Below are 25,366 nucleotides of genomic sequence, written 5' to 3'. Positions count from 1 at the left end.
CGCGGGCAAGCTTCGCTCCAGTGTTGGCGTTCAGTCGCGGCTGGCGCGCCGCGCCTTGAAGAACTCGCTGAGCACCGTGCCACATTCCTCGGCCAGTACCCCGCCCTCGTACAGCACCCGGTGGTTGAGAAACCCCTGGGTGAAGAACTGCCCCTGGCTCTGCACGATGCCCGCCTTGGGCTCCAAAGCGCCGTAGACCACCCGCGCGATGCGCGAATGGACGATCAGCCCGGCGCACATGCTGCAAGGTTCCAGGGTGACGTACAGGGTGCTGCCTGGCAGGCGGTAATTGCTCACCGCCTGGGCTGCGGCGCGGATGGCCACCATCTCGGCATGGGCGCTGGGGTCGCTGCCGCTGATCGGGCAGTTGTAGCCGCGGCCGATGACCTGCCCATCGAGCACCAGCACCGCGCCCACCGGCACCTCGCCCAGGGCAGCCCCTTGGGCGGCCAGGGCCAGGGCCTCGCGCATGAACTCCTGGTCGCGGCTGCGATCGATGATCGACGCCGGGCGAATCTGGCGCATCACACCACCTCGATCGCGGCCATCAGGCCAGTTTCCATGTGGTCGATCACATGGCAATGGAACATCCAGGTGCCCGGGTTATCGGCCACCAGCGCCACCTGGGCGCGTTCGTTCTTGCCCAGTAGATAGGTGTCGGTGAACCAGGGCTCGACGATCTTGCGGCGATTGGAAGCGATCACCTTGAAGCTCATGCCGTGCAGGTGGATCGGATGCTGGTACTGGGTCATGTTCTTGAGCTCGAAGATGTAGCTCTTGCCCTTCTTCAAGGTGGCGATCGGGCGATCGGCGCAGGTCTTGTCGGTGATGTCCCAGGCCTGGCCGTTGATCTGCCACAGGCTCGGCGGCTTGCCGTTCTCGGTATTCACCGAGACCTTGCCGGCCCACTCGAAATTGAAGTTGAGCTTCTCGGCCTTTTCCAGGTCCGGTTCGGCGATGGGGTTGGCCGGCAGCGCCTTGGGCCAGTCACCCGGGGCTTCGCTGCTGGCTACCGAGCGCAGGGTGCCCAGGCGCACGAAACCATCGCGCAGGGAAATCTCCTCGCCCGCCTCGGGAATGCGGATGGCCAGGCAGATACGCATGCCCGGTCCCAGCCAGTAATCGTCGTCCAGCGGGCGCGGGGTGATCGGGTTGCCGTCGAGGGCGTAGATCATCGCCTCGCAGTTGCCCTTGAGGTTCAGGCGATAGGTCCAGGTGTTGTCCAGGTTCAGCAGGCGCACTCGCACCACCTGCCCGGCCGGCAGCTCGGTCACCGCCTCGGCCTGGCCGTTGATGGTGATCAGGCGCCCCGCGGTACCGTTGCGCGCGGCCTCGCGCGGCACGCTGAAGGGCATCCAGGCGCCCTGCTCGTCCACATGCCAGGTCTTCAGGCTCAGGGTGCGCTCATGCTTGAAGCCGGTCGGCTCGCGCTCCTCGACGATCAGCGGGCCCACCAGGCCCCGCCCCAGCTCCTCGGAGCTGCTGACATGGGGGTGGTACCAGTAGCTGCCGGCATCCGGCACGCGGAACTTGTAGTCGAAGAACTCGCCCGGCTTGACCGGCAGTTGCGAGACGTAGGGCACGCCGTCCATTTCCAGCGGCAGGCGGATGCCGTGCCAATGGATGGTGGTTTCCACCGGCAGGTGGTTGATGAAACGCACCCGCAACCAGGTGCCCTGGCGGACCCGCAATTCTGTGCCCGGCGCCGACGGCCCGAAAGCCCAGGCCTGGGTCTTGAAACCCGCTACCAGTTCGACATCCAGCGGAGCGGCGATCAGCTCGTAGTCGTGCCCGGCATTGTCGTCCGCGACCTTGCCCAGCCAGTATCGCGACGCACCGCCGGCGCCCACGCCAACCACCACCAGACCGGCCAGACCACCGAGTATTTGTCGACGGGTAAAGGACATGGACTCAACTACCTCACGTATCTGCCGCGGGCCCGGGCCCGCAAAAAGGCGAATACGATACACCCGCAGTTGAGAAACAGTAAGGCCGGCGCGGCGACGGGACGCAGATGCAGGGCCGTGGCTGCGCTCAGTCGCGCAACCCCAACAACAAGTGCACCACGCCGCCCGCCAGGGGCATCACCGCCGGCATCCCTGCCCTTTGCAGGGCAGTGCTGTCGAGCAATTGCGGGTCATGCAGCTCCAGGCGCAACCGGGTCAGGGCCAGCCATTGCTGGTTCTTGATATTGGCATGTCCGCCCAATGCCGCCAGCGTCGGTTCATCCAGGGCATGACCGCCAGCCTTGGGCGCTTTCGGCTGGTCGGGCACCAGGTCCGGGGTCAGGGCTTTCCAGAACGCCCGCTGTAGTTTCTCGAACATCTTCAGTTCTCCAGGACCGGTGAGTGAACGGCAAACGGTTGGCGATGCAGGCATTCACGTACCTGGGCAGCATCCTCCAGATTAACGATGTGCGCGGCCAGCGCCTGGCACTGGACCAGGTCCAGCTCCCGCACCCGGGCCTTGATGGCCGGGATCAGCGGCACGCTCACCGACAACTCATCCACCCCCAGGCCCAGCAACAGCGGCACCGCCAGGGTTTCAGAAGCCAGCGCACCGCACACACCGACCCACTTGCCGTGGGCATGGGCAGCCCGGACCGTGGTGGCGATCAGGCGCAGCACCGCCGGGTGGAAGCTGTCGGCCTGGCTGGCCAGGCGCGGGTGATCGCGGTCCATGGCCAGGGTGTACTGGGTCAGGTCGTTGGTGCCGATGGAGAAGAAATCCACCTCCGGGGCAAAGCGATCCGCCAGCAGCGCCGCTGACGGCACCTCGATCATGATCCCCAGCTTGGGCGATTGCGCGAGCCCCAGGGCCTGGACCTCTTGCTCCAGCAACTGGCGCGCCTGGCGCAGCTCCGCGAGCTGGCTGACCATCGGCAACATGATGTGCAAGCGGGCCTGCCCGGCACTGGCCAGGATCGCCCGGAATTGCTCCCGCAGCAGTTCCGGACGCGCCAGGCACAGGCGAATGCCGCGCAGGCCGAGAAAGGGGTTGGCCTCGCTGTCCATCGGTACATAGGCCAGGGGTTTGTCGCCGCCCACATCCAGGGTCCGCACCACCAGGTTGCGTTCGGGTCCCAGGGCCTGGGCGATGGCCTGATAGGTGGCTGCCTGTTCCTGCGGGCTTGGCGCCTGGGTACGGTCCTGGTAGAGGAACTCCGAACGCAGCAGGCCGACACCATCGCCCCCCAGGCTGACGGCCTGCTCGGCCTCCGCCAGGCAGGCAATGTTGGCCGTGACCTCAAGGTGATGACCATCGATGGTCACCGCCGGCAGCGCCGCCTGGGCCAGGTCCCGGTGCTGGCGCTGGCGTTGTTGTTCGCGCTGGGTATCCAGTTGCCGCAGCAACTGCGGATCCGGGTCCCGGTGCAGTTCGCCACGGTCGGCATCCAGCAGTACCGGCGTACCGTCGGCCAGGGACAGCACCTGGGGCGACAGGCCACAGAGCGCCGGCAGCCCCAGGGCTCGGGCCAGGATCGCCACATGGCTGGTGGCGCCGCCGCCCACGGTGACAAAACCCAGCACCCTGGTGGTATCCAGGTTCGCGGTTTGCGAAGGGGTCAATTGCTCGGCCACCAGGATGGCCTGCTCCGGCAGGACCAGGGCCTGTTCCTGCACGCCAAGAATCAGCTCCAGTACCCGCTGGCCAACATCCGCCAGATCCACCGCACGCTCGGCCAAGAGGCTACTGCCCAGGCTTTGGAACAGCTCGGCGGTGACCTCGATGGCGCTGTTCCAGGCAAAGGCGGCGCTCTTGCCGCTGGCGAGCAGCGACTCGGCCTGCTCCAGCAGGCTCGGGTCGTCCAGCAGCTCCTGGTGCGCGCGGAAGATGTTCTGTTGCGCTTCACCCGGGGCATCGTCCCGCAGCTGTTGCAGGGCACTGGCGGCCTGGCGCAGGGCCCGCGCCAGGGCTTGGCGCTCCTGCTGCGGGTTGGCTGCCTGTTCAATGATCTGCAAATGCTGCGGCACCACCTGCAGCACCTGGCCGAAGGCCGAGCCCGGTGAAGCACAGACCCCACGCAGGATGGCCCCGGGGGCAGCATCCGATACAGCTGGGGATACGGCTTTGGGCAGCGCAGCGACCTGCTCCCCACAGCCGGAGGCCAGCAGCGCCACCAGGGCCTGGATCGCCTGTTCGGCATCCGCGCCCACGGCACTGACCTGCAAGGCATCGCCCTGGACTGTCTGCAACGCCATGATCGACACCAGGGACTTGGCGTTGGCCGAGTCGGTGCGCCGGTGCAGGCAGATGTTTGCGGCAAAACCCTTGGCAGCCTGGGCCAGCAAGGCCGCCGGGCGCGCATGCAGGCCCTGGGGGTTGCCCAGGATCAGCGGCTTGGAAAACAGCGCCTCGCCCTCGGTCTCAGCGTCCTCGGCAGCGCTCAGGGCTGCCGGCGCGAGCTGCAGCAGCGGCTGGCCCTGCTCCACCAGCCGGCGATCGTCCACCAGTGCGGTCACCGGCTCGCCGCTGACCACCAGCATCAGGGTCAGCAGGCTGCGGGCATGCAGGGCCAGGTAGTCGGCGTCGAACTCGATCAGCGCCTGTCCCGCCGCCACCTGCTGGCCTTCGTGGACCAGGCAGGTGAACCCCTTGCCCGCCAGGTTCACCGTGTCCAGCCCGATGTGCATCAATACCTGCTGGCCCTGCTCGCCGGTAATGCTCACCGCATGGCCACTGTGCTGCAGGTTGCTGACTACCCCGGACAGGGGCGCGCAGAGGGCCTGGGAGGTTGGGTCGATGCACACGCCGTCGCCGATCACCCGGCTGGAGAACACCGGGTCCGGCACCTGCTCCAGGGGCAGCAGCACACCGGACAGGGGCGCGAGCAATTGCAAGGGTTGGGTTATGGCCATGACGTCACCTGCTGTTGATTCCTTGAAGTGCCGATGGAGCGCGAGCCCCGCCAGCATCGCTTATTTCCACCAGTACTCGACCTGCAAACCGACATTCGCCCCATGTCGGGCGCTGCCGAACGCACCGCTGGCGGACAGCGCGGAGCCGGCCGCCAGTTGGTTGGCCGCACGCTGGGCCGCCTCGTTCCAGCTGGCATAGGTGTAATACAGGCGCACCTCGGGACGGGCCCAGAACTCTGGCCCCTTGGGCGACCAGGTCGGGGCGAAGGTGAACTTGCTGAGCTTGCGCGTGCCCCCGGGGGCCTCCACCTGATCGTGGCCGAACTCGGCCACCAGCTTGAACTGCTCGGTGATGGCATAGGCCGGGCGCACGCCAAGGGAGATCCAGCTCTGGTCCTGGCCGTCGGGGCGAATGTCCTTCTGATAGACCGCCTCAAACTGACCGCCAAAGCGCGGGGTCAGTTGCCAGTCGAAAAACTCCACCAGGCGATAGCTCTTGTTGCTGTCATCCAGGTAGGAGTTGCCGGTATAGCCCAGGCCGGTGCCCGGGCCCTCGCCGTATTGCAGGGCGAGCTTGTTCTTGCCGCCCAGGAAGCCCTGTTGCACATGCTGGGTGGTGATCGCCCAACCGTTGTGGGCGCCACGGCGATCGGGCTTTTCCAGGTAGCTCAGGCCCAGCTCCAATTCGCCGCCGGGGTTGCTCTGGAAGCCGGCGACGTTGAAGTCATGACGGGTCACGGCCTGCTTCTGGTAGAGGTTGTCCTTGCGGGAAAAGGCATAGCTGTATTTCAGATCGCCGATGCGCACGTCCTCGACCCCGCCGCCGGTGGCGCTCTGGTTCCAGTAGTAGAAGTCGGAGATATGGATGTCGTTACGCTTGTAGTAACGACGCCCGGCCCACAGCGAACCGCCATTGAGGCTGGGCAGCTTCGACCACTGGGCATACATCTGCGGCATGCGCGCCGAACCGTTCTCCCCCTGGAAGGTCAGGTTGCGGTCGTAGCGGTTGTTGAGCGAGGCCATGCCATCGATGCTGAGCACCGAACCGTCCTCGAGGGTGTACAGATCCTGGCGCAGCTCCAGCTCGGCGTACTGCTCGCACTCGTTGCCCAGGCGATATTTGGATGGCGCGCCGGGAAGCTGGAAGCACGATTGCCCGCCACTGTTGACCGAAGTGCCGAGGCCACTGCGCAGGTAGCCGGCAAACTCCAGGGCCTGGGCCGGATAAGGCAAGGCCAGGCACAGGCAGGACGTCGCCAAACCGCGATTGATCGTTATTTTCATAAGCCCCCCATTATTTTTATTGTGATATCCGGATCCGCAGGCGCCGGCAGGCCGGCGCGAGGCCCTGCGCGGGCTCCGGTACAGCGCAGGCCTGGCAAACGGCAAAAGCCACCTGGCTACTAGTAGGCGTCGGCCAGGTGCAGGACGAAGGACTCATAGGGCCGCAGCAGCAACTGCCGGCTGCGCACGACATCGTCCAGGTAGTTGCTGATCAGCTGCCGCTGTTGCATACCCGGCGCGATAATCTGTTGCGGCAATTGGACCTCGCACGGCGTGCCATAGAAGTTGTTCACCACCAGCAGGCGCTCGCCCTGCCCTTCGCGCACGTAGATCCAGAGCTGTGGGTGGTCGGGCAGCAATTGGCGGTAGATGCCGTGCTGGATCAACGCCTGTTCCCGACGCAAGGCGATCAACCGACGATAGTGGTGCAACACCGATTGCGGGTCCTCTTGCTGCGACTCGACATTGATCCGGTCGGCATTGGCCGCGACCTCGATCCAGGGCTCGGCGCTGCTGAAGCCGGCGTTGGCCCCGGCATTCCACTGCATGGGTGTACGCCCGTTGTCCCGGGACTTCTGCTGGATCGCCGCCATGATCTGTTGCGGGTCTTCACCAGCCTCGCGCTTGAGGCGGTAGATGTTCAGGGTCTCGACGTCGCGGTATTGCTCGATGCGCTGGAAATGCGGATTGGTCATGCCCAGCTCTTCGCCCTGGTAGACGAAGGGCGTGCCCTGCAGCAGGTGCAAGGCGGTGGCCAGCATCTTCGCCGACACCACCCGATGCTCGCCGTCATCGCCGAACCGCGATACCACCCGAGGCTGGTCGTGATTGCACCAGAACAACGCGTTCCAGCCGCCGCCGGCCTGCATGCCGCATTGCCAATCGGAAAGAATGCGCTTGAGTTCGAGGAAGTCGAAATCGGCCCGCAACCACTTCTGCTGGTTGGGGTAATCCACCTTCAGGTGATGGAAGTTGAAGGTCATCGACAGCTCCTTCGACTCCGGGTTCGAGTAGCGGATGCAGTGCTCCAGGCGAGTGGAAGACATCTCGCCGACATTCACCAGGTCGTGGCCGACGAACACCTCCCGATGCATCTCCTGCAGGTACTCATGGACGTTCGGGCCGTCGGTATAGAAACGTCGGCCGTCGCTCTGGTCTTCGGGAAAATCCGCTGGCTTGGAGATCAGGTTGATCACATCCAGGCGAAAGCCGCCGACCCCCTTGTCCCGCCAGAAGCGCATCATCTTGAAGACTTCGGCGCGCACCTGGGGGTTGTCCCAGTTCAGATCGGCCTGGGTGTGATCGAACAGGTGCAGGTAGTACTGGCCGGTCTGCGCCTCGTACTCCCAGGCCGAGCCGCCGAACTTGGACTCCCAGTTGTTGGGCTCGTCACGCCAGATGTAGAAGTCCCGGTAGGGGTTGTCCAGGCTGCTGCGGGCCTGCTGGAACCAGCTGTGCTCGATGGAGGTGTGGTTGACCACGATGTCGAGCATCAGCTTGATGCCGCGCTTGCCGGCCTCCGCGATCAACAGTTCGCAGTCGGCCATGCTGCCGTAGCTGGGATCGATGGCGTAGTAGTCGCTGATGTCATAGCCGTTGTCGCGCTGCGGCGAGCGCAGGAACGGAGTCAGCCACAGGCAGTCGACCCCCAGCCAGTGCAGGTAGTCGAGCTTGTCTACCACGCCCAGCAGGTCGCCTGTGGCCTGTCCTGAGTGGCTGTGAAAACTTTTCGGGTAGATCTGGTAGATCACCGAGCGCTGCCAGTCTTGCATGGGGGATTCCTTTGGAAAGTGCACAGGCATTCACCGCCTCCTGCCAGGCCGGTCAGGCCACTCGGTAACCGGGACGGATGATCTTCAGGCTCAGGCCGCAAGTGAGGACGAAGGGCACCACCAGGGCCACGACCATGCCAATGACGAACATCGGGATGTATTGGGGAATGATCGAGATGAATCCCGGCAGCCCGCCGACACCGATGGCCGAGGCCTGGACCTTGTTCAGCGAGAGAACGACGCTGCCCAGGGCCGAGCCGATCAGCGCGGCGTAGAACGGAAACTTGTAGCGCAGGTTGACCCCGAACATCGCCGGCTCGGTGATGCCGAAATACGCCGAGACCGCCGAGGTCGAGGCCATGCTGCGGTCCCGGGCGTTACGGCTCATGGTGAATACCGCCAGGGCGGCACTGCCCTGGGCCAGGTTGGACATGACGATCATCGGCCAGATGAAGGTGCCGCCCTGGGTAGAGATCAGTTGCAGGTCGACCGCCAGGAACATGTGGTGCATGCCGGTGATCACCAGTGGCGCATAGAGCAGGCCGAAGATCGCCCCGCCCACCATCGGCGCCAGCTCGAACAGCATGACCACGCCCTCGGTGATCAGGATCCCCAGGTGGCGGGTCACCGGGCCAATGATCGCCAGGGCCAGCACCCCGGTGACCACGATGGTGGTGATGGGCACCACCAGCAGGGTAATGGCATTGGGCACCCTCGCCCGCAGCCACTTCTCGATCACGCTCATCACGTAGGCGGCCAGCAGGATCGGCAGGATCTGCCCCTGGTAGCCGACCTTCTCGATCTGGAACAGGCCAAGGATGTCGAAGTACGGCAGGCTCTGGCCATCCAGGCCGGCCACGGCCTTGCCGTAGTTCCAGGCGTTGAGCAGGTCCGGGTGGACCAGCATCAGGCCCAGGACGATGCCGAGGATCTCGCTGCCGCCAAAGCGCTTGGCCGCCGACCAGCCCACCAGGGCCGGCAGGAACACGAAGGAGGTGTTGGCCATCAGGTTGACCAGGCTCCACAACCCGTCCAGGTCCGGATGGGCCTCAAGCAAGGTCTTGCCCTCGATGAACATGCCCTTGGCGGCCAGCAGGTTGTTCACCCCCATCAACAGCCCGGCGATGATCAGGGCCGGCAGGATCGGCATGAACACGTCGGAGAAGACCCGCACCAGGCGCTGCATGGCGTGGGCCTTCTGCGCGCCCTTGTGCTTCACATCGGCAATGGTCGAGACGGCAAGGCCGGTCTGCTCGCGCAGTGCCGCGTAGACCTTTTCCACCTCGCCGGGGCCGATCACGACCTGGAACAGGCCACCGGTGAAGAACGAGCCCTTGACCAGGTCGATCTGGTTGAGCGTGGCGCTGTCGACCCGGCTCGGGTCCTTCAGGGCCAGGCGCAGGCGCGTCACGCAATGGGCCGCCTGCTCGAGGTTGTCGGCGCCACCGAGGCTGTGCAGCAACTCGCTGGCGATCGTTGAATAGTCGTGGCTCATGCTCGTTCTTCCACCTGAGATTCTTGTTATTGGCAGCACGCCGGGGAGGAAAACTACTCGTCTGTACGAGTTAAATCAACAACTCGTACAGACGAGTCTGTTTTTTCTTCGAGTCACCCCACCAGATCCGCTTTCCCGGCTCGCTACAGCCTCCTCCAGGCGCATGGACAAATGCCCCGTCCAGCCCTTAAGGTGCCTGCCTTGAGCACCGTCCGGCACAGAGCCATCCCATGAGCAAATACAACCGGATCTACAGCGATCTGCTTGCCAGCATCACCACCGAACGCCTGGAACGCGGCGCCCGCCTGCCCTCGGAAACCGAACTGATGGACAGCTACCAGGCCAGCCGCGGCACTGTGCGCAAGGCCATCGAACTGCTGCAGGAACGCGGTTTCGCGCAGAAAGTCCATGGCAAGGGCACCTTCGTGCTCTCGTCCGCTCCCATCGAGTTCCAGTTGGGTGGCATCGTCAGCTTCCAGGAAACCTATCCACGGCTGGGGGATGACGTCAGCACCGAGGTGGTGGAGTTCAGCCAGTTTCCTCTCGAAGGGTCACTGCGGGCGCACCTGCAGGCAGAAGAAGGCAGCCTGGTCACCCGGATCAAGCGGGTACGGCGGATCGATGGCAAGCGGGTGATCCTCGACATCAACCACTTCGTCGCTGAGCTGATTCCGGGGCTGGACCGGCAAATCGCCGAGCACTCGATCTACGCCTATATCGAACAGACCCTGCAACTGAACATCAGCTATGCCCAGCGCACCATCGAGGCCAGCCCGCGCAGCAAGGACGACCAGCAGTTGCTCGACCTGGACGGCCAGAGCCATGTGATCGTGGTCAGCAACCAGACCTTTCTCCAGGATGGCCGTCAGTTCGAGTACACCGAATCACGCCACACCCTGGACAAGTTCTACTTCTCCGACGTGGCGCGGCGCTGAGCCAGCGAGCGTAGCGCCAGGAGCCCAGCCAAAGGCCAATCGAGCCAACACGGCACAATGGTGCCGGCGCCGTAGACTCAACTCAGCAAACATTGCAAGGAACAGCGATGAAACGACCGTCTCTGGCTGCAAAGATCACCTCAGGCCTGGCCGGGTGGCACCAGCTTCAAACCGCCCAGAACCTCAACGACCTTTCCGGAGAAGACACCGCCCGGTCCGTCGTTGCCCAGATTATCAACGCACAGGGGCAGTTTCTTCCGGCTACCAGCCAGTTACCGGCCAATTGGGGAGCAACGAAGAAACGGGTAGATATTGCCCTGTTGGGGCGCTCGTCCGGAGCCGTTGTCTGGTACGGCGCAATCGAAGTCAAATGGCCACGCTCCACCACCGATACGCATCAAATCCGCCAGAACATTGTCCAGGATGCAATGCGCCTGGCGTTCATCACCACCCAGGGAATAGGAGCCAAGTTTCTTGTATTAGGGGGTGGGGCCGGCGATATCACCAAGCTGTTCGACACACCTCATCCGAATGCAAGCAACCGGGAAACTCGTCGGCAGGCCTTTACTGACCTGTTCTCGCGAGACTTGAGCCAGCCTGATGGCCACCTCACATTTGACGACTGGTCCGTAGCGTTTCCTGACGCGGGCGATCGAGTGCCCTCCACAACCTTCAATGGATTCAATGGCAAACTGAAAACCGAACTTGTCGCTCTTAGCCAAGCGGCAATAGGTAGCAGCACCGTGGGCTCGGTATTCGTTTGGCAATGCAGTCGAACTCGCGGTACCGCTCCTGCAAGGGCAGGTAATCAGCGCCCATGAATCTTGTGCTCAAGCATTTGCGGGCATCCATCAAGGATATTCATGAACCATCACGAAGCGTTCAAGGCACACCTGGGCAGTCTCCCGGACTGCGCTGAACTTCTACGGGTATGCAGAAGCTACAAAACCGCCGACAACTGTTATGCCTTTGAACTCAATGGCCGTCTGAAGGCAGGCCTGCCAATCGATAAGTTCATCGATGACCTGCCGCACCTGCAGAAACTCATCTGCGCTACCCCCACCAGCACGCTCACCTTGTTTCGAATGACATCCGGCTTCGAGTTTTCAGTGCCATTACTCCAGGCACTCGAAGGTCATTTCACGTACCAGGCCTTTATGTCGACTACGAGCGATAAACAGGTGTTGCGCAGGTTTATCCCGCCATCTGCTGCTCCGCTGGTTCTGGAGATCGAGTGCCCACCGGGCACTGCGCTCGCTCCCCTCGACTTTTTCCCTGGAATCAGTGAAAGCGAATATCTCCTGGGCTGCGGAACAACATTCCAGATAACGTCCAAACCACGAGTCTTGAGCCCGGAAGAAGCGAGCGAATACGCTCCCGGGCAAAATGAAGTACACCTGATAAAACTCAAGATCCTCAAGAGTCCACGCTATGTCGATACAGGCAGCCTGTTCCAGATCGATGCGTGACGCAGCGGCTGCAAAGCCCCCGCCCGCATCTGGCGAAAAACTGACCAAGGCCTCTATCGAAGCCATTCAGCCCAGCAAGGCGATCAGTTCACCACTCGATGGCCCGATACGCAGCGACTCCTTGGCGACGTTCACTTGCTGGGCCACCCGCGCCACTTCGATCACCGGATGCTCGAGAGAATAACCGCCTCTGCTGTCCAGCCAGCTCAAGACTTCCGCCAGGTGCCACAGCGAGGAGCTGCCCTCATGAATCGCCAAGGGAAAACTCTCGGCATGGCCCAACATTAACTTGCGCATGTTCTGCCGGGACACCCCGATGATTTCGGCGATTTCGCTGAGACCGACGAAATCCGGGCTGGCCTCCACCAGCCGCGCCTCGGGAATGATTCGCTTGATATCGCCCAGGGCGCTGAGCAACGCGACCTCGGCACTCTCGGCCTCGCGAGTGAACTCCAGGGCCAGGCGCCCGGCCAGGCCGGTGCCCACCAGGACGTCGGTGCAATCCGCTGCGCCAAGGCGCTCCACCAGTTGCAGGAGGTCGCAATCCTCGGCCGGCAGCAGATAGTTGAGGGTAAACAGGTACTCCATGATCCTTACTCCTGTCGAGGTGCGGGGGCCTTGCCCCCACGCAGCTGGTTCAAGGTGCAGTTGTCGATCACCCGGCAAAGGGCCCGGGCGTGCAGGGTCGGATTCTTAGGGGTGCGCCACACGCTGGTGATGCAGAACTCACCACAACGACACACCTCATTGTTGTACGGGCAGTAAATTCTGCCCCAGGCATGACCACTGCCAACTTCGATCCGCCAGCCCTGCCATTCGGCGTAGCGCAGGGCCATTTCAATGTCCTTCTTGGGATGAGTTGCCCGAGCCATCCATAGCCTCCAGTATCGCCAGCAAACCATGGTTGTCAACTGACAACCATGAAGACTTCGAACAAACCCGCTCAACGGATAAACCGCGAAAGAAACAGCGGGGGAAACCTCAAGAGTAGAGAGACGCCCGGGGCACAGTGCTGAACATGTCTTACGTGATATTGCCGGACGCTTGAAAACCGTGGTTTACAAAGGTTCAGCAACACAAATGCCGATAGCGCCAAATGCACGCGCCCTTGAACGACAATGGCGATCGGCCCCCAAAGGTTCCGATCGCCATTGTTTACCGCGAATGGATCAAGTGCCGATCACTTGGCGCCGATCATTCCCACTCGATGGTGGCTGGCGGCTTGCTCGACACGTCGTAGGTGACGCGGGAGATGCCTTCGATCTCGTTGATGATCCGGCCGCTGACGGTCTCCAGCAGCTCGTATGGCAGGTGCGCCCAACGAGCGGTCATGAAGTCCACGGTCTCTACCGCGCGCAGGGCCACGACCCAGGCGTAGCGCCGACCGTCACCCACGACGCCCACCGATTTCACCGGCTGGAACACCACGAATGCCTGGCTGGTCTTGTGGTACCAGTCGGCCTTGCGCAGTTCTTCGATGAAGATGTGGTCGGCGCGACGCAGGATGTCGGCGTACTCCTTCTTCACTTCGCCGAGGATACGCACGCCCAGGCCCGGGCCCGGGAACGGGTGGCGATAGACCATGTCGTACGGCAGGCCCAGCTCCAGGCCGATCTTGCGCACTTCGTCCTTGAACAGTTCGCGCAGCGGCTCGACCAGCTTGAGGTTCATTTCCTCCGGCAGGCCACCGACGTTGTGGTGCGACTTGATCACGTGGGCCTTGCCGCTCTTGGCGCCAGCCGATTCGATCACGTCGGGGTAGATGGTGCCCTGGGCGAGGAACTGGATGTTTTCCAGCTTGCTGGCTTCGGCATCGAACACGTCGATGAAGGTGCGACCGATGATCTTGCGCTTCTTCTCCGGGTCGGCTTCACCGGCCAGGTTGTCGAGGAACTGCTTCTCGGCGTCGGCACGGATCACCTTGACGCCCATGTTCTCCTTGAACATGGCCATCACCTGGTCGCCTTCGTGCAGGCGCAGCAGGCCGTTGTCGACGAATACGCAGGTCAGCTGGTCGCCGATGGCGCGGTGCAACAGCGCGGCAACCACCGAGGAGTCGACACCGCCGGACAGGCCGAGCAGGACGTTGGCCGAGCCCACTTGTGCACGGACCTGGGCGATGGCGTCCTCGACGATGTTCGATGCAGTCCACAGGGCCTCGCAGCCGCAGATGTCCTGGACGAATCGCGACAGGATACGACCGCCTTGCTTGGTGTGGGTCACTTCCGGGTGGAACTGCACGCCGTAGTAGCCCAGGGCGTCGTCGAACATGCCGGCGATCGGGCAGCTCGGGGTGCTGGCCAGGATGTTGAAGTTGCCCGGCATCTGGGTGACCTTGTCGCCGTGGCTCATCCACACGTCCAGGCCCAGTACGCCGTCGTCGTCGACGTGGTCTTCGATACCGTCCAGCAGGCGGCTCTTGCCGACTACATCAACGCGGGCATAACCGAATTCGCGCAGCTCGGAACCTTCGACCTTGCCGCCCATTTGCTCGGCCATGGTCTGCATGCCGTAGCAGATGCCCAGCAGCGGGACCTTCAGGTCGAATACCGCTTGCGGTGCACGCGGGCTGTTGGCTTCGTGGACCGACTCCGGGCCACCGGCCAGGATGATGCCGCGCGGATTGAATTCGCGGATCGCTTCATCGTCCATGTCGAACGGGTGCAGTTCGCAGTACACGCCGATTTCGCGCACGCGGCGGGCGATCAGCTGGGTGTACTGGGAACCGAAGTCGAGGATCAGGATGCGGTGAGCATGAATGTCGAGGGCCATGGTCAGTCTCGTCTAATTTCAGAAACGACACGGGGCTGAAAAACACAGCCCCGGTTACTAGATTCGTCGATCGCCTGCAGGCCTGGACCTGAAGGCGACCACTATCAACCTACGCGATAGTTGGGTGCTTCCTTGGTGATCTGCACGTCATGGACGTGGGATTCAGCCATGCCGGCACCGGTGATGCGTACGAACTCCGGCTTGGTGCGCATCTCGTCGATGGTCGCGCTGCCGGTGTAGCCCATGGAGGACCGCAGGCCACCCATCAGCTGGTGGATGATCGCGGCCAGTGCGCCCTTGTAGGGAACGCGACCTTCGATACCTTCCGGAACCAGCTTCTCGGCACCGGCCGAGGAGTCCTGGAAGTAGCGGTCCGAAGAGCCTTGCGCCTGTGCCATGGCACCCAGCGAGCCCATGCCGCGGTAAGCCTTGTAGGAGCGGCCCTGGAACAGTTCGACCTCACCTGGAGCCTCTTCGGTACCGGCGAACATCGAACCCATCATCACGCAGGAAGCGCCGGCGACGATGGCCTTGGATAGGTCGCCGGAGAAGCGGATACCGCCGTCGGCGATCAGTGGCACACCCGTGCCTTCCAGTGCCGCTGCGACGTTGGCGATGGCGCTGATCTGCGGCACGCCGACACCGGCAACGATACGGGTGGTGCAGATCGAGCCTGGGCCGATACCAACCTTGACCGCGTCGGCGCCAGCGTCGGCCAGGGCCTTGGCGGCGGCACCGGTGGCGATGTTGCCACCGATCACCTGCACTTGCGGGTAGTTCTCTTTCACCCAGCGAACGCGATCGATCACGCCCTTGGAATGGCCGTGGGCGGTATCCACTACCACCACGTCGACACCGGCAGCCACCAGGGCGGCAACGCGCTCGCCGGTGTCCTTGCCGGTACCGACGGCAGCACCGACGCGCAGGCGGCCCTGGTCGTCCTTGCTGGCCAGCGGGTAGGCCTTGGCCTTCTCGATGTCGTTGACGGTCATCATGCCCTTGAGGACGAAGGCATCATCGACGATCAGCACGCGCTCGATGCGGTGCTTGTGCAGCAGCTCGCGAACGGCGGACTTGTCGGCGACGGCCCCATCCTTGACAGTGACCAGGCGCTCTTTAGGCGTCATCACTTCGCGGACGCTGACTTCCAGGCGGCTTTCGAAACGCACGTCACGGGAAGTCACGATGCCCACCAGGTCACCGTTGTGCAGCACCGGCACGCCGGAGATGTTGTGGGTCTTGGTCAGGTCGAGCAGGTCGCGCACAGTGGCGTCGGCTTCGATGGTGATGGGGTCCTTGACCACACCGGCCTCGAAACGCTTGACCTTGCGCACTTCGGCAGCTTGCTGCTCGATGGTCATGTTCTTGTGGATGATGCCGATGCCGCCTTCCTGAGCCATGGCGATCGCCAGACGGGCTTCAGTGACGGTGTCCATGGCGGCGGAAACCAGTGGGATATTCAGCTCGATGCCACGGGTCAAACGGGTCTTTAGACTGACTTCGTTAGGCAGTACTTCGGAATAACCGGGCACTAAGAGGATGTCGTCGAAGGTGAGGGCTTCTTGGCTGATACGCAGCATCGCGGGGGCTCCCGGGCGGGAAAATGGAAGCGCGCCATTATACTCAGACCGCCTGCCGGGCTCAATGTAAAACTCGATCTAATATCGTTGGAGTGATGGATGGAGAGCGCCTGCCATGCTAGCCGGAACCAACCCGGCCAACCGGGCGCCCCCGCCAAGAAACTACAACTGGACCTTGATCCAGCTCATCGGCTGGTCCAGCCAGTCGGCGAACTCATCGATGAAGCTCTGCTTGAACCCCGCTTCGGCCCAGTTGTTGAAGATGAAGCCCAGGTTGGAAAACCCGCACGGCTGGAGGAACAGGAAGCCGTTGATGTCGTCTTCATGGCCGCATTCGGGACAGGTGAAGTTGTCGGTGCGCCCGGGCATCCAGTCTTCCAGGCTTTCGAACAAGGCCTCGCCGATTTCCTGGCGGCACTCGGCGCAACCGGCTTCTTCGAGGAAGCCCTTGGTCGGGGTATAGATGCAGCGCTTGGTGATGATCTCCAGGCCATTGACTGGCTCACCGAACGGCAGCGCCTCAGGATGCAGCACCACGTCCCGGGCGCCTGGCGCGATGGCATGCCCCATGCGGTTGCCGGTGCGCCCGCAAGTGGTCAGGGCTTCCTCGACGATATTCTTGCGTACCAGCCAGCGCACTATGGCGCGGGCCCGGGGCTCATGCACCGGCAACGTGGAGATTTTCGGGACGAGGATGCTTTGGGAATTCATGGTCCAGCCTGGAGCGTCGAGGGACAGGGAAAACGCAGCGCCGGCGAGCCGACCCCATCACCCAAGTGTAGAAGCCGGTTCGGCGACGAGCAGCGCCGAGGGCCGGCAGCTTAATCCCTGCTCCTTACAGGTCAAGCGCTCAGGTAACGGCCGATCAGGGCAATGCCACTGGCCAGTACCAGCCAGGTCACCAGGCGCACGAAGGTTTCCCGGGACAGTTTCATCGCCAAGCGCCGGCCAATCCACGACCCCAACACCATGGCCGGCAACAAGCACAGCGCCAGCAACAGCAGCGATACCTCGGCGTAGACCCCGGCCAGGGCGAACAGGCTCAGGCGTACCACGGTACTGCTGCTGATCAGCGCGCTCTGGGTCGCCCGGGCCGAGTCCTTGGGCAACCGACTGTTCAGGTAGATCGCATACAGAAAGCCACCGCTGCCGAACAAGGCACCGAACAAACCACCCACGATGCCCATGGGCACCGACCAACCGGCCGCCATCTGCGCCGGGCGGGCCTTCACCCAGAGGCTGTAGATGGCATAGGCACAAATGAATATCCCCATCAGCAGCAGCAACACATCGGACTTGAGGCTGAGCAGGAAGATCACCCCCAGGGTGCAGCCCACTGCCATGCACGGCAACAGGCGCAGCAACTCGGGCTTGGCCACGTCCTTGCGTGATGACAGGAAGCTGCCGAAGGCGGCGATGAAATCCAGCAGCACCAGCAACGGCACGATCTTCGACAAGGGCATGAACAGGATCAGGATCGGCCCGGCCACCAACGCCGTACCGAAACCGGCGATGCCGAACACTATGTAGGCCAGGGCAATGCCCAAGCCGATCGCCAGCCAGGCACCCGGCCCGAACGCCCACTGGTTCAATCCTTCAACGAACAGACTCATTACCGCCACTTCCTCGACCTTATGTCCCACGACTTTAGCCAGAGACGAGCCTTGCGACTAATATCGTCGCAGCCGCCCACTCATCGCAAAAAGGCATGACTTGTGATTTCAACCCGTCAACTGCGCTACTTCGTGGAAATCGCCGAATGCGGCAGCTTCAGTGCTGCGGCTGAACGCCTGTTCGTCGCCCAGTCGGCCCTGAGCCGGCAGATCAAGGAGCTCGAAGGCCTGCTGCAAACCCCGTTGTTCGAGCGTACCGCTCGCCTGCCACGCTTGACCGCCGCCGGCGAGGCGTTCTTCCCCAAGGCTCGCAACCTGCTGACCGAACTGCACAAGGCCGGCGAGCTGGCGACCCAGGTCGGCCAGGGCCAGCTGGGAACCCTGCGCCTGAGCCACTCCAGCACCGTGCCCATGAGCGGGCGCCTGCTACGGGGGATCAGCCACTATCTACAGCAATGCCCCGGGGCCTCGCTGGACATCGTCAAGCTGTCTTCCGAAGCACAGTTGGAGGAACTGGCCGAGGGCCGCCTGGACGTCGGCCTGTTGCGCCTGCCAGTGCTGCGCCAGCGCGAAGGGGTGCAAATCATCCCGCTGTTCAGCGAACCCTTGCTGGTGGCGCTGCCACCGACACATCCGCTGGCGCTCGACCCGGCGGCCAAGGAGGTCGACTTGGCGCAACTGCGCGACGAAGCCTTTATCTCCATTCCCCATCCCCAGCGTGGCGGCTTGAGCTACCTCTCGGCCGAGTTGTGCATGCGCCAGGGCTTCTTTCCCAAGGCGGCGCGGGTGATGTCGCGCAAGACCACCCAGTTGCAGTTGATCCAGGCCGGTTTCGGCATCGCCCTGCTGCCCGAGTCGATGCAGGATATAGCCCCGGCCAGCATCCATTTCCTGCCCTTGGCCGATAGCGATTGCCAGAGTGTCATCGCCCTCGCCTGCCGCCAGGAACCCACGCCGCTGGTGGCACAGTTCGTCGAACATTTTCGCGACTGTCTATAAGCGATTTGCCTTGGCCCATTGGGAAACAGCCCTTTAAACTGCGCCCCATGATTAAAGATCCCTTTGCACGACTCGGACTGGACCGCGAAGTCCTCACCATCACCCAGCTCAACGGCCGCGCCCGGGTGCTGCTCGAGGACGTGTTCAGCAATATCTGGGTCGAGGGCGAGATCTCCAACCTCGCCCGTCCGGCTTCCGGCCATGTGTACTTCACCCTCAAGGACAGTGGCGCCCAGGTGCGCTGCGCGCTGTTCCGGCAGAACGCCGCGCGGGTGCGCCAGGCGCTCAAGGACGGCCTGGCGGTCAAGGTACGGGGCAAGGTCTCGCTGTTCGAGGGACGCGGCGACTATCAACTGATTCTCGACACCGTGGAACCAGCCGGCGACGGTGCCCTGCGCCTGGCCTTCGAGGCCTTGAAGGACAAGCTCAGCGCCGAAGGCCTGTTCAGCGCCGAGCGCAAGCGGCCGCTACCGGCCCACCCCCAACGCATCGGCATCATCAGTTCACCCACGGGGGCGGTGATTCGCGACATCATCAGTGTCTTCCGGCGCCGCGCGCCTCAAGTCTCGCTGACCTTGATCCCTACCGCAGTGCAGGGCCGCGAAGCCACGGCGCAGATCGTCCGGGCCCTGCAACTGGCCGATGCCCGGGGCTTCGACGCCTTGATCCTGGCCCGTGGTGGCGGCTCCCTGGAAGATCTCTGGTGCTTCAACGAGGAGCCGGTGGCTCGGGCTGTAGCCAACTGCGTGACACCGATCGTCAGCGCCGTCGGCCATGAAACCGACGTGTCCATCAGCGATTTCGTGGCCGACGTCCGCGCGCCCACGCCCTCGGCCGCCGCCGAGTTGCTGGCCCCGGACTCCAGCGACCTGCAACGGCGGGTCGACAGCCTGCACCGCCGCTTGGTAATGCGCATGCGCGACCGCTTGCTGCGCGAGCGCCTGCGCCTGGATGGCCTGGCCCGGCGTCTGCGCCATCCAGGCGAGCGGTTGCGCCAGCAGGCACAGCGCCTGGACGACCTGGACATGCGCCTGCGCCGGGCTTTCGAGCGCAGCCTGAATACCCGCCGCGAACGCCTGATCCGCCTGGAGACCCGCCTCGGCGCCCAGCATCCGGGACGCAACCTGGCGCTGTTGCGCCAGCGCCTGGACAGCCTCGCCGAACGCCTGCCCCGGGCCATGCGCGAAGGCCTGAAGGCCCGGCGCTTGCAACTGCACAGCCAGATGCAGACCTTGCACGTGGTCAGCCCCCTGGCGACCCTGGGCCGGGGCTACAGCATTCTCCTCGACGAGCGTGGCCAGGCCATCCGCAGCGCCGCGCAAACCCGCAATGGCCAGCGCCTCACCGCGCGCCTGGGCGAAGGCGAGTTGCAGGTGCGGGTCGAGGACAACCACCTGACGCCTGTCACCCTTTCCCTACTGGACTGATCCATGCCACGTTTTCTCTGCTCCCTGCTGTTGCTGTGCCTGGCCTGCAATGCCCAGGCCGATAGCTATATCACCCGCCTGTTGAACAAACCCGTGCCCGGCGGCGTGGCGGTGATCGACCTCGGCCAAGCCACCCAGGCGCCCAAGGCCAGCTACCAGGGCAAGCCGGTGCTGGTGGTCAAGGAGCAGGCCAACTGGCTGGCGATCGTCGGCATTCCGCTGACGGTCAAGCCCGGGGCCCAGCAACTGACTAGCGCCAGCGGCAACCTGGGTTTCGTGGTCGGGAACAAGAAGTATCCCGAGCAGCACATCACCCTGAAGAACCAGCGCCAGGTGAATCCCAACCCGGCCGACCTGAAACGCATCGATGCCGAACTGGCCGAGCAACTGCGCGCCTACCGCAGCTTCAGCGCCAATACCCCGAGCAACCTGTTGCTGGACAAGCCGGTGAACGGGCCGCTGTCGAGCAAGTTCGGCGTGCGCCGTTTCTTCAACGGTGAGGAACGCAACCCGCATTCGGGCCTGGACTTCGCGGTGCCGGCGGGCACGCCGATCAAGACGCCGGCGGCGGGCAAGGTGATTCTCACCGGCAACTACTTCTTCAATGGCAACACGGTGTTCGTCGACCATGGCCAGGGTTTCATCAGCATGTTCTGCCACATGTCGAAGATCGACGTGAAGGTCGGCCAATCCCTGGCCCGCGGCGCAGTGGTCGGCAAGGTCGGCTCCACCGGCCGGGCCACCGGTCCGCACATGCACTGGAACGTCAGCCTGAACGACGCACGGGTCGATCCGGCGATCTTCATCGGCGCCTTCCAACCCTGATCTGCCTCGCCATAAGCGGACTACCGCCGGCCCTTTCCGGCCAATGGCGCTTGCCCTGGGGATTGCGCAGCTCGCGAGGACTGCGCAATCCACATAAAACAAAAAACCATCAAGCAGAATAAAATCTCGTCAATTTTTGAAATTCGAGTATTCCTCTCAATTTTTTTTCGTTGCTTGCCATCTCTGACCCCAATAGTTAGGGTTGAGCACATGAAAACCTCTCACACCCTCATTCAGCGTCGTCAACACCGGAGCCTCTGCCTCGTCAGCGCACGACTGCCAGGCTGAACCGCGGTGCCTCATCCCCCTGCGTCAACAATTCATTCTTGACTCACCGGCAGGCCGCCCCTTTTCGGCCCGGACCATAAGGATTTCGCCATGACCATGCTCAAAGATCCGTCCTCCAAGTACCGCGCGTTCCCGACCATCAACTTGCCGGACCGCACCTGGCCGTCGAAGACCATCACCAGCGCGCCGATCTGGTGCAGCTCGGACTTGCGCGATGGCAACCAGTCGCTGATCGAACCGATGGACGCGGTCAAGAAACTGCGTTTCTGGAAGACCCTGGTGGCGGTCGGTGTGAAGGAAATCGAAGCTTCGTTCCCTGCCGCTTCGCAAACCGACTTCGACTTCGTACGGACCCTGATCGAAGACAAGCATATTCCGGACGACACCACCATCCAGGTGCTGACCCAGGCTCGTGAAGACTTGATCGCCCGCACCTTCGAATCCTTGCGCGGGGCGAAAAAGGCGATCGTCCACCTCTACAACGCCACCAGCCCTTCTTTCCGCCGCATCGTCTTCAACCAGGACAAGGCCGGGGTGAAGGAAATCGCGGTGAATGCGGCCAAGCTGTTCGTCAAGTACGCGGCCCAGCAACCGGAAACCCAGTGGCAGTTCGAATACTCGCCGGAAACCTTCAGCGCCACCGAGCTGGAATTCGCCAAGGAAGTCTGCGACGCCGTGGTGGAAGTGTGGAACGCAACTCCAACTCATAAGGTGATCCTCAACCTGCCAGCTACCGTCGAAGTGGCAACGCCGAATATCTACGCCGACCAGATCGAGTGGTTCTGCCGCAACATCAACCGCCGTGACAGCGTGATCATCAGCCTGCACACCCACAACGACCGTGGCACCGGCGTAGCAGCTACCGAACTGGGCCTGATGGCCGGTGCCGACCGCGTCGAAGGCTGCCTGTTCGGCAACGGCGAGCGTACCGGCAACGTCGACCTGGTGACCGTGGCCCTGAACCTCTACACCCAGGGCATCGACCCCGAGCTGGACTTCTCCGACATCGACGGCGTGCGCAAGGTGGTGGAAGAGTGCAACCAGATTCCCGTGCATCCGCGCCACCCCTATGTGGGCGACCTGGTCCACACCGCCTTCTCCGGCTCCCACCAGGATGCAATCCGCAAGGGCTTCGCCCAGCAGCAAGCCGATGGCGTCTGGGAAGTACCGTACCTGCCGATCGACCCGGCCGACATCGGCCGCAGCTATGAAGCCGTGATCCGCGTCAACAGCCAGTCGGGCAAGGGCGGCATTGCCTACCTGCTGGAACAGGAATACGGCATCAGCTTGCCGCGCCGCATGCAGATCGAGTTCAGCCAGGTGGTACAGCGGGAAACCGACCGCCTCGGCCTGGAGATGACCGCCCAGCAGATCCACGCGTTGCTGCACAGCGAGTACTTGCAGGCCAACACCCCGTACGCGCTGGTCAGCCATCGCCTGCAGGAAGAGAACGGCCACAGCTCCGTGGAGGTGGAAGTCGCGAGCAAGGGCCAGGGCGAAACCAACCTGCACTGGCGCGGCAAGGGCAACGGCGCCCTGGAGGCACTGGTGGCTGGGCTGCCGGTCCCGGTGGAAATCATGGACTACAACGAACACGCTATCGGCGCGGGCACCAACGCCAAGGCGGCGGCCTACATCGAGTTGCGGGTCAATGGTGAGCGTGCGGTGCACGGTGTGGGTATCGATGAAAACATCACCACTGCAAGCTTCAAGGCCTTGTTCAGCGCCCTGAACCGCTCCCTGAGCGAACAGCAGGCCAAGGCTGCTTAAACCTAGCCTTTACGCAAAGGCCCCGGGGAGTCGGACTCCCCGGGGCCTTTTTGCATCTCACCGGCAATCCCGGGACTTGCCTCGGTCAATCAAGCATTCACGTCGACACTGCCCGAACGCTCGCCGCGGACGAAGGGTAAGGAATGCCAGCATGGGCATCGATGGCGGTCATGAATGATTCCTCCTCGAATCATGTCCTATCGGCCTTCGGGCACGAAGCTTGATGAGCCCTAGGTGAACCTGAAGCCGTCGGCATCGAGGTTGGCCGGAAAACGGGCGCGGTAGGCGGCCAGGTCCGCAGCCTTGAGGCAGACCTGGAATACCCCGTCCGCCTCTCCGGCACTGAGCAGGCTCTCGCCCTGGAAGTCCAGCACCTGGCTGTCACCGGTGTAGGCGAAGCCCTTGCCATCGGTGCCCACCCGGTTTACCGCGGCGACATAACACAGGTTCTCGATGGCGCGCGCCGGCAGCAGCCGGTTCCAGTGCAAGCGCCGCGCTCCCGGCCAGTTGGCGGTGTACAGCAGTAGATCGGTGTCCTGGGAATCTCGGCTCCACACCGGGAAACGCAGGTCGTAGCAGATCAACGGGCGAATGCGCCAACCCTTGAGCTCGAACTGCACTTGGCGCTCGCCAGGAGTGAAATGCTCGTGCTCGCCAGCCATGCGGAACAGGTGACGCTTGTCGTAGTGCCAGACTTCACCGTCGGGGCGCGCCCACAGCAGGCGATTGCGGTGGCTGCCATCGGCCGCCTGGATGATCACGCTGCCAGTGATCACCGCATCGAGCTTCTTCGCCTGGCAACGCAACCACTTGCTGGTCGGACCATTCTCCGCTTCCGCCAGGGTCTGGGACTCCATGGAGAAGCCGGTAGTGAACATCTCCGGAAGAATCACCAGGTCGGCGCCACGGGCCTGCTCCAGCAACGGTTCGAAATGTTCCAGGTTGGCCTGGCGATCGTGCCAGGCCAGGGTCGTCTGGACCAAAGCCAGGTCCAGATCGGGTAGTGCACTCAGATCACGCATAGTTTCTCCGCTGCCTGACGCAGCGTCTCCTCGCGCTTGGCAAAACACAGACGCACCAGACGCTGCCCCTGGGGCGGCTGCTGATAGAACACCGACACCGGAATGGCCGCGACCCCATGTTCACGGGTCATCCAGGTCGCCATCTCGACATCGTTCAGGTCTGGACGAATCTGCGAATAATCCACCAGTTGAAAGTAGGTGCCGGTCACCCGGGTGAAACTGAAGCGTGAAGCGCTCAACAGATCACAGAACAGATCACGCTTGGCCTGGTAGAAAGCAGGCAACTGCTCGACGTGTTCCGGATGCTCGGCCATGAAATCGGCGAGAGCGTACTGCAAAGGGGTCACCCCGCAGAAGCTGACATATTGATGCACCTTGCGCAGCTCGGCGCTCAAGGCCGGTGGCGCCACCACGTAGCCAGTCTTCCAGCCGGTGACGTGGTAGGTCTTGCCGAAGGAGCTGACCACGAATGCCCGCTGGTACAACTCCTCATGGGCCAGGACGCTGGCATGGGGCACGCCATCGAACACCAGATGCTCATACACCTCGTCGCTGACCAGGTAGATGTCGCGAGCGCGGATCAGCTCGGCCAACCGGTCCAGCTCGGCGCGACTGAGCAGGGCGCCACTGGGGTTGTGCGGGGTATTGATGATGATCATCCGCGTACGCGGCCCCAGCGCTGCCTCGAGCTGCTGCCAGTCGATGGCGAAGTCGCCCTGGCCCAGTTGTACGTGCACGCAGCGACCGCCGGCCAGTTCTACCGATGGCTCGTAGCTGTCGTAGCTGGGGTCGAAGACGATGACTTCATCTCCCGGGCGGATCACTGCATGGATTGCGCAGAAGATCGCCTGGGTCGCCCCCGGCGTGATGGTCACTTCAGCGTCAGGGTCGACCTTGGCGCCATAGCTGCGAGCGATCTTGGCCGCCACCTGCTGGCGTAGCGCCGGCAGGCCGGTCATCGGTGCGTACTGGTTATGACCACTGGCGACATGCCGGCCGACTGCATCGCGCAGTGCTTGCGGGCCGTCGAAATCCGGGAATCCCTGGGACAGGTTGAGCGCTCCGGTCTGGGCCGCGAGCTGGGACATTTGCGTAAAGATGGTGGTGCCGACATTCGGCAGTTTGCTGGTGATCATGCGGGTTCCCTGCTGAACACCCGGCTCTACGACGGCGCGGGAGGTCCCGAGGATAGCCCAAAGGACGGCGATTAAAAAAGGGTCCCTCAAGGACCCTTTTTAATCGCCGCTACAAGCTGC

At 63.2% G+C, this 25,366-nt stretch carries 22 protein-coding genes; 7 read left to right on the top strand and 15 right to left on the bottom strand.

The window, feature by feature from the left end; all coding sequences use genetic code 11:
- Positions 1-30: 30 nt before the first annotated feature.
- The 7 genes from tadA to treP form a co-directional block, all read right to left on the bottom strand.
- Positions 31-525, bottom strand: a complete 495-nt coding sequence (gene tadA, locus AC3WK8_RS03290) for a tRNA adenosine(34) deaminase TadA (RefSeq protein WP_085595044.1) — start codon at positions 523-525, stop codon at positions 31-33.
- Entirely contained in the window at positions 525-1,907 is a 1,383-nt protein-coding gene (locus AC3WK8_RS03285; protein WP_068584812.1) for a multicopper oxidase family protein, read from the bottom strand. Before AC3WK8_RS03285 ends, tadA begins: the two co-directional genes overlap by 1 nt.
- A gap of 127 nt (positions 1,908-2,034) precedes the next feature.
- Positions 2,035-2,325 carry a PTS sugar transporter subunit IIB gene (locus AC3WK8_RS03280; RefSeq protein WP_103323990.1) on the bottom strand — a complete coding sequence of 97 codons (291 nt, stop codon included), beginning with the start codon at positions 2,323-2,325 and terminating at the stop codon, positions 2,035-2,037.
- A gap of 2 nt (positions 2,326-2,327) precedes the next feature.
- Positions 2,328-4,859, bottom strand: coding sequence for a phosphoenolpyruvate--protein phosphotransferase (ptsP, locus tag AC3WK8_RS03275; protein ID WP_103323991.1), 2,532 nt, complete (start codon positions 4,857-4,859; stop codon positions 2,328-2,330).
- A 60-nt stretch (positions 4,860-4,919) separates the two neighbouring features.
- The gene (locus AC3WK8_RS03270) at positions 4,920-6,143 is read right to left on the bottom strand and encodes a maltoporin (protein WP_103323992.1); all 1,224 of its coding nucleotides are present in this window, start codon (positions 6,141-6,143) and stop codon (positions 4,920-4,922) included.
- A gap of 119 nt (positions 6,144-6,262) precedes the next feature.
- Positions 6,263-7,915 carry an alpha,alpha-phosphotrehalase gene (treC, locus tag AC3WK8_RS03265; RefSeq protein ID WP_103323993.1) on the bottom strand — a complete coding sequence of 551 codons (1,653 nt, stop codon included), beginning with the start codon at positions 7,913-7,915 and terminating at the stop codon, positions 6,263-6,265.
- A gap of 52 nt (positions 7,916-7,967) precedes the next feature.
- A complete protein-coding gene (gene treP / locus AC3WK8_RS03260) occupies positions 7,968-9,410 on the bottom strand; it encodes a PTS system trehalose-specific EIIBC component (protein ID WP_103323994.1) in 1,443 nt (480 codons plus the stop codon).
- A 230-nt stretch (positions 9,411-9,640) separates the two neighbouring features.
- Between treP and treR the strand changes: the two genes are divergently transcribed.
- From treR to AC3WK8_RS03245, 3 genes are all read left to right on the top strand, one after another.
- Positions 9,641-10,345: a trehalose operon repressor gene (gene treR, locus AC3WK8_RS03255; protein ID WP_103323995.1), complete on the top strand. Its 705-nt coding sequence runs from the start codon at positions 9,641-9,643 to the stop codon at positions 10,343-10,345.
- Between the two features lie 107 nt (positions 10,346-10,452).
- Positions 10,453-11,166, top strand: coding sequence for a hypothetical protein (locus tag AC3WK8_RS03250; protein ID WP_103323996.1), 714 nt, complete (start codon positions 10,453-10,455; stop codon positions 11,164-11,166).
- 42 nt (positions 11,167-11,208) lie between these two features.
- The gene (locus AC3WK8_RS03245; protein WP_068584785.1) at positions 11,209-11,814 is read left to right on the top strand and encodes an ADP-ribosyltransferase family protein; all 606 of its coding nucleotides are present in this window, start codon (positions 11,209-11,211) and stop codon (positions 11,812-11,814) included.
- Positions 11,815-11,880: 66 nt separating this feature from the next.
- Here AC3WK8_RS03245 and AC3WK8_RS03240 read toward each other — a convergent pair whose 3' ends face one another.
- From AC3WK8_RS03240 to AC3WK8_RS03215, 6 genes are all read right to left on the bottom strand, one after another.
- A complete protein-coding gene (locus tag AC3WK8_RS03240) occupies positions 11,881-12,402 on the bottom strand; it encodes a helix-turn-helix transcriptional regulator (RefSeq protein ID WP_103323997.1) in 522 nt (173 codons plus the stop codon).
- A gap of 5 nt (positions 12,403-12,407) precedes the next feature.
- Positions 12,408-12,686: a hypothetical protein gene (locus tag AC3WK8_RS03235; RefSeq protein WP_103323998.1), complete on the bottom strand. Its 279-nt coding sequence runs from the start codon at positions 12,684-12,686 to the stop codon at positions 12,408-12,410.
- A 322-nt stretch (positions 12,687-13,008) separates the two neighbouring features.
- The gene (gene guaA, locus AC3WK8_RS03230) at positions 13,009-14,586 is read right to left on the bottom strand and encodes a glutamine-hydrolyzing GMP synthase (protein ID WP_022640681.1); all 1,578 of its coding nucleotides are present in this window, start codon (positions 14,584-14,586) and stop codon (positions 13,009-13,011) included.
- A gap of 104 nt (positions 14,587-14,690) precedes the next feature.
- Positions 14,691-16,166 carry an IMP dehydrogenase gene (guaB, locus tag AC3WK8_RS03225; protein ID WP_022640682.1) on the bottom strand — a complete coding sequence of 492 codons (1,476 nt, stop codon included), beginning with the start codon at positions 16,164-16,166 and terminating at the stop codon, positions 14,691-14,693.
- Positions 16,167-16,328: 162 nt separating this feature from the next.
- Complete coding sequence (locus AC3WK8_RS03220) at positions 16,329-16,877, bottom strand: sugar ABC transporter ATPase (RefSeq protein ID WP_103323999.1); 549 nt, start codon at positions 16,875-16,877, stop codon at positions 16,329-16,331.
- A 131-nt stretch (positions 16,878-17,008) separates the two neighbouring features.
- Entirely contained in the window at positions 17,009-17,779 is a 771-nt protein-coding gene (locus AC3WK8_RS03215) for a sulfite exporter TauE/SafE family protein (protein WP_103324000.1), read from the bottom strand.
- Positions 17,780-17,881: 102 nt separating this feature from the next.
- Between AC3WK8_RS03215 and AC3WK8_RS03210 the strand changes: the two genes are divergently transcribed.
- The 4 genes from AC3WK8_RS03210 (at position 17,882) to leuA (ending at position 23,088) form a co-directional block, all read left to right on the top strand.
- Positions 17,882-18,778 (top strand): LysR family transcriptional regulator, encoded by an 897-nt coding sequence (locus AC3WK8_RS03210; protein WP_085595019.1) that lies wholly within the window; start codon positions 17,882-17,884, stop codon positions 18,776-18,778.
- A 47-nt stretch (positions 18,779-18,825) separates the two neighbouring features.
- Positions 18,826-20,205, top strand: coding sequence for an exodeoxyribonuclease VII large subunit (gene xseA / locus AC3WK8_RS03205; protein ID WP_103324001.1), 1,380 nt, complete (start codon positions 18,826-18,828; stop codon positions 20,203-20,205).
- Positions 20,206-20,208: 3 nt separating this feature from the next.
- Positions 20,209-21,030 carry a M23 family metallopeptidase gene (locus tag AC3WK8_RS03200; RefSeq protein ID WP_022640687.1) on the top strand — a complete coding sequence of 274 codons (822 nt, stop codon included), beginning with the start codon at positions 20,209-20,211 and terminating at the stop codon, positions 21,028-21,030.
- Between the two features lie 378 nt (positions 21,031-21,408).
- On the top strand, positions 21,409-23,088 hold the full coding sequence (leuA, locus tag AC3WK8_RS03195; protein ID WP_085595015.1) for a 2-isopropylmalate synthase: 1,680 nt from the start codon (positions 21,409-21,411) through the stop codon (positions 23,086-23,088).
- 230 nt (positions 23,089-23,318) lie between these two features.
- Here leuA and AC3WK8_RS03190 read toward each other — a convergent pair whose 3' ends face one another.
- Positions 23,319-24,110 (bottom strand): amidohydrolase, encoded by a 792-nt coding sequence (locus tag AC3WK8_RS03190; RefSeq protein WP_103324002.1) that lies wholly within the window; start codon positions 24,108-24,110, stop codon positions 23,319-23,321.
- Positions 24,098-25,246 (bottom strand): pyridoxal phosphate-dependent aminotransferase, encoded by a 1,149-nt coding sequence (locus AC3WK8_RS03185; protein WP_103324003.1) that lies wholly within the window; start codon positions 25,244-25,246, stop codon positions 24,098-24,100. Before AC3WK8_RS03185 ends, AC3WK8_RS03190 begins: the two co-directional genes overlap by 13 nt.
- Between the last annotated feature and the right edge of the window lie 120 nt (positions 25,247-25,366).

The sequence above is a fragment of the Pseudomonas sp. FW507-12TSA genome, from assembly GCF_058781435.1.
The sequence above is the reverse complement of the archived record's forward strand: the minus strand, read 5'-3'. Positions and strand labels throughout refer to the sequence as shown.

Bases quoted from the DNA above. Each gene is read 5' to 3' on its own strand.
- treR (WP_103323995.1), top strand. From the start codon at position 9,641: ATGAGCAAATACAACCGGATCTACAGCGATCTGCTTGCCAGCATCACC.
- guaB (WP_022640682.1), bottom strand. From the start codon at position 16,166: ATGCTGCGTATCAGCCAAGAAGCCCTCACCTTCGACGACATCCTCTTA.
- leuA (WP_085595015.1), top strand. From the start codon at position 21,409: ATGACCATGCTCAAAGATCCGTCCTCCAAGTACCGCGCGTTCCCGACC.
- AC3WK8_RS03220 (WP_103323999.1), bottom strand. From the start codon at position 16,877: ATGAATTCCCAAAGCATCCTCGTCCCGAAAATCTCCACGTTGCCGGTG.
- AC3WK8_RS03215 (WP_103324000.1), bottom strand. From the start codon at position 17,779: ATGAGTCTGTTCGTTGAAGGATTGAACCAGTGGGCGTTCGGGCCGGGT.
- xseA (WP_103324001.1), top strand. From the start codon at position 18,826: ATGATTAAAGATCCCTTTGCACGACTCGGACTGGACCGCGAAGTCCTC.
- guaA (WP_022640681.1), bottom strand. From the start codon at position 14,586: ATGGCCCTCGACATTCATGCTCACCGCATCCTGATCCTCGACTTCGGT.
- AC3WK8_RS03270 (WP_103323992.1), bottom strand. From the start codon at position 6,143: ATGAAAATAACGATCAATCGCGGTTTGGCGACGTCCTGCCTGTGCCTG.
- AC3WK8_RS03245 (WP_068584785.1), top strand. From the start codon at position 11,209: ATGAACCATCACGAAGCGTTCAAGGCACACCTGGGCAGTCTCCCGGAC.
- treP (WP_103323994.1), bottom strand. From the start codon at position 9,410: ATGAGCCACGACTATTCAACGATCGCCAGCGAGTTGCTGCACAGCCTC.
- AC3WK8_RS03190 (WP_103324002.1), bottom strand. From the start codon at position 24,110: ATGCGTGATCTGAGTGCACTACCCGATCTGGACCTGGCTTTGGTCCAG.
- treC (WP_103323993.1), bottom strand. From the start codon at position 7,915: ATGCAAGACTGGCAGCGCTCGGTGATCTACCAGATCTACCCGAAAAGT.
- tadA (WP_085595044.1), bottom strand. From the start codon at position 525: ATGCGCCAGATTCGCCCGGCGTCGATCATCGATCGCAGCCGCGACCAG.
- AC3WK8_RS03235 (WP_103323998.1), bottom strand. From the start codon at position 12,686: ATGGCTCGGGCAACTCATCCCAAGAAGGACATTGAAATGGCCCTGCGC.
- AC3WK8_RS03240 (WP_103323997.1), bottom strand. From the start codon at position 12,402: ATGGAGTACCTGTTTACCCTCAACTATCTGCTGCCGGCCGAGGATTGC.
- ptsP (WP_103323991.1), bottom strand. From the start codon at position 4,859: ATGGCCATAACCCAACCCTTGCAATTGCTCGCGCCCCTGTCCGGTGTG.
- AC3WK8_RS03185 (WP_103324003.1), bottom strand. From the start codon at position 25,246: ATGATCACCAGCAAACTGCCGAATGTCGGCACCACCATCTTTACGCAA.
- AC3WK8_RS03250 (WP_103323996.1), top strand. From the start codon at position 10,453: ATGAAACGACCGTCTCTGGCTGCAAAGATCACCTCAGGCCTGGCCGGG.
- AC3WK8_RS03280 (WP_103323990.1), bottom strand. From the start codon at position 2,325: ATGTTCGAGAAACTACAGCGGGCGTTCTGGAAAGCCCTGACCCCGGAC.
- AC3WK8_RS03200 (WP_022640687.1), top strand. From the start codon at position 20,209: ATGCCACGTTTTCTCTGCTCCCTGCTGTTGCTGTGCCTGGCCTGCAAT.
- AC3WK8_RS03285 (WP_068584812.1), bottom strand. From the start codon at position 1,907: ATGTCCTTTACCCGTCGACAAATACTCGGTGGTCTGGCCGGTCTGGTG.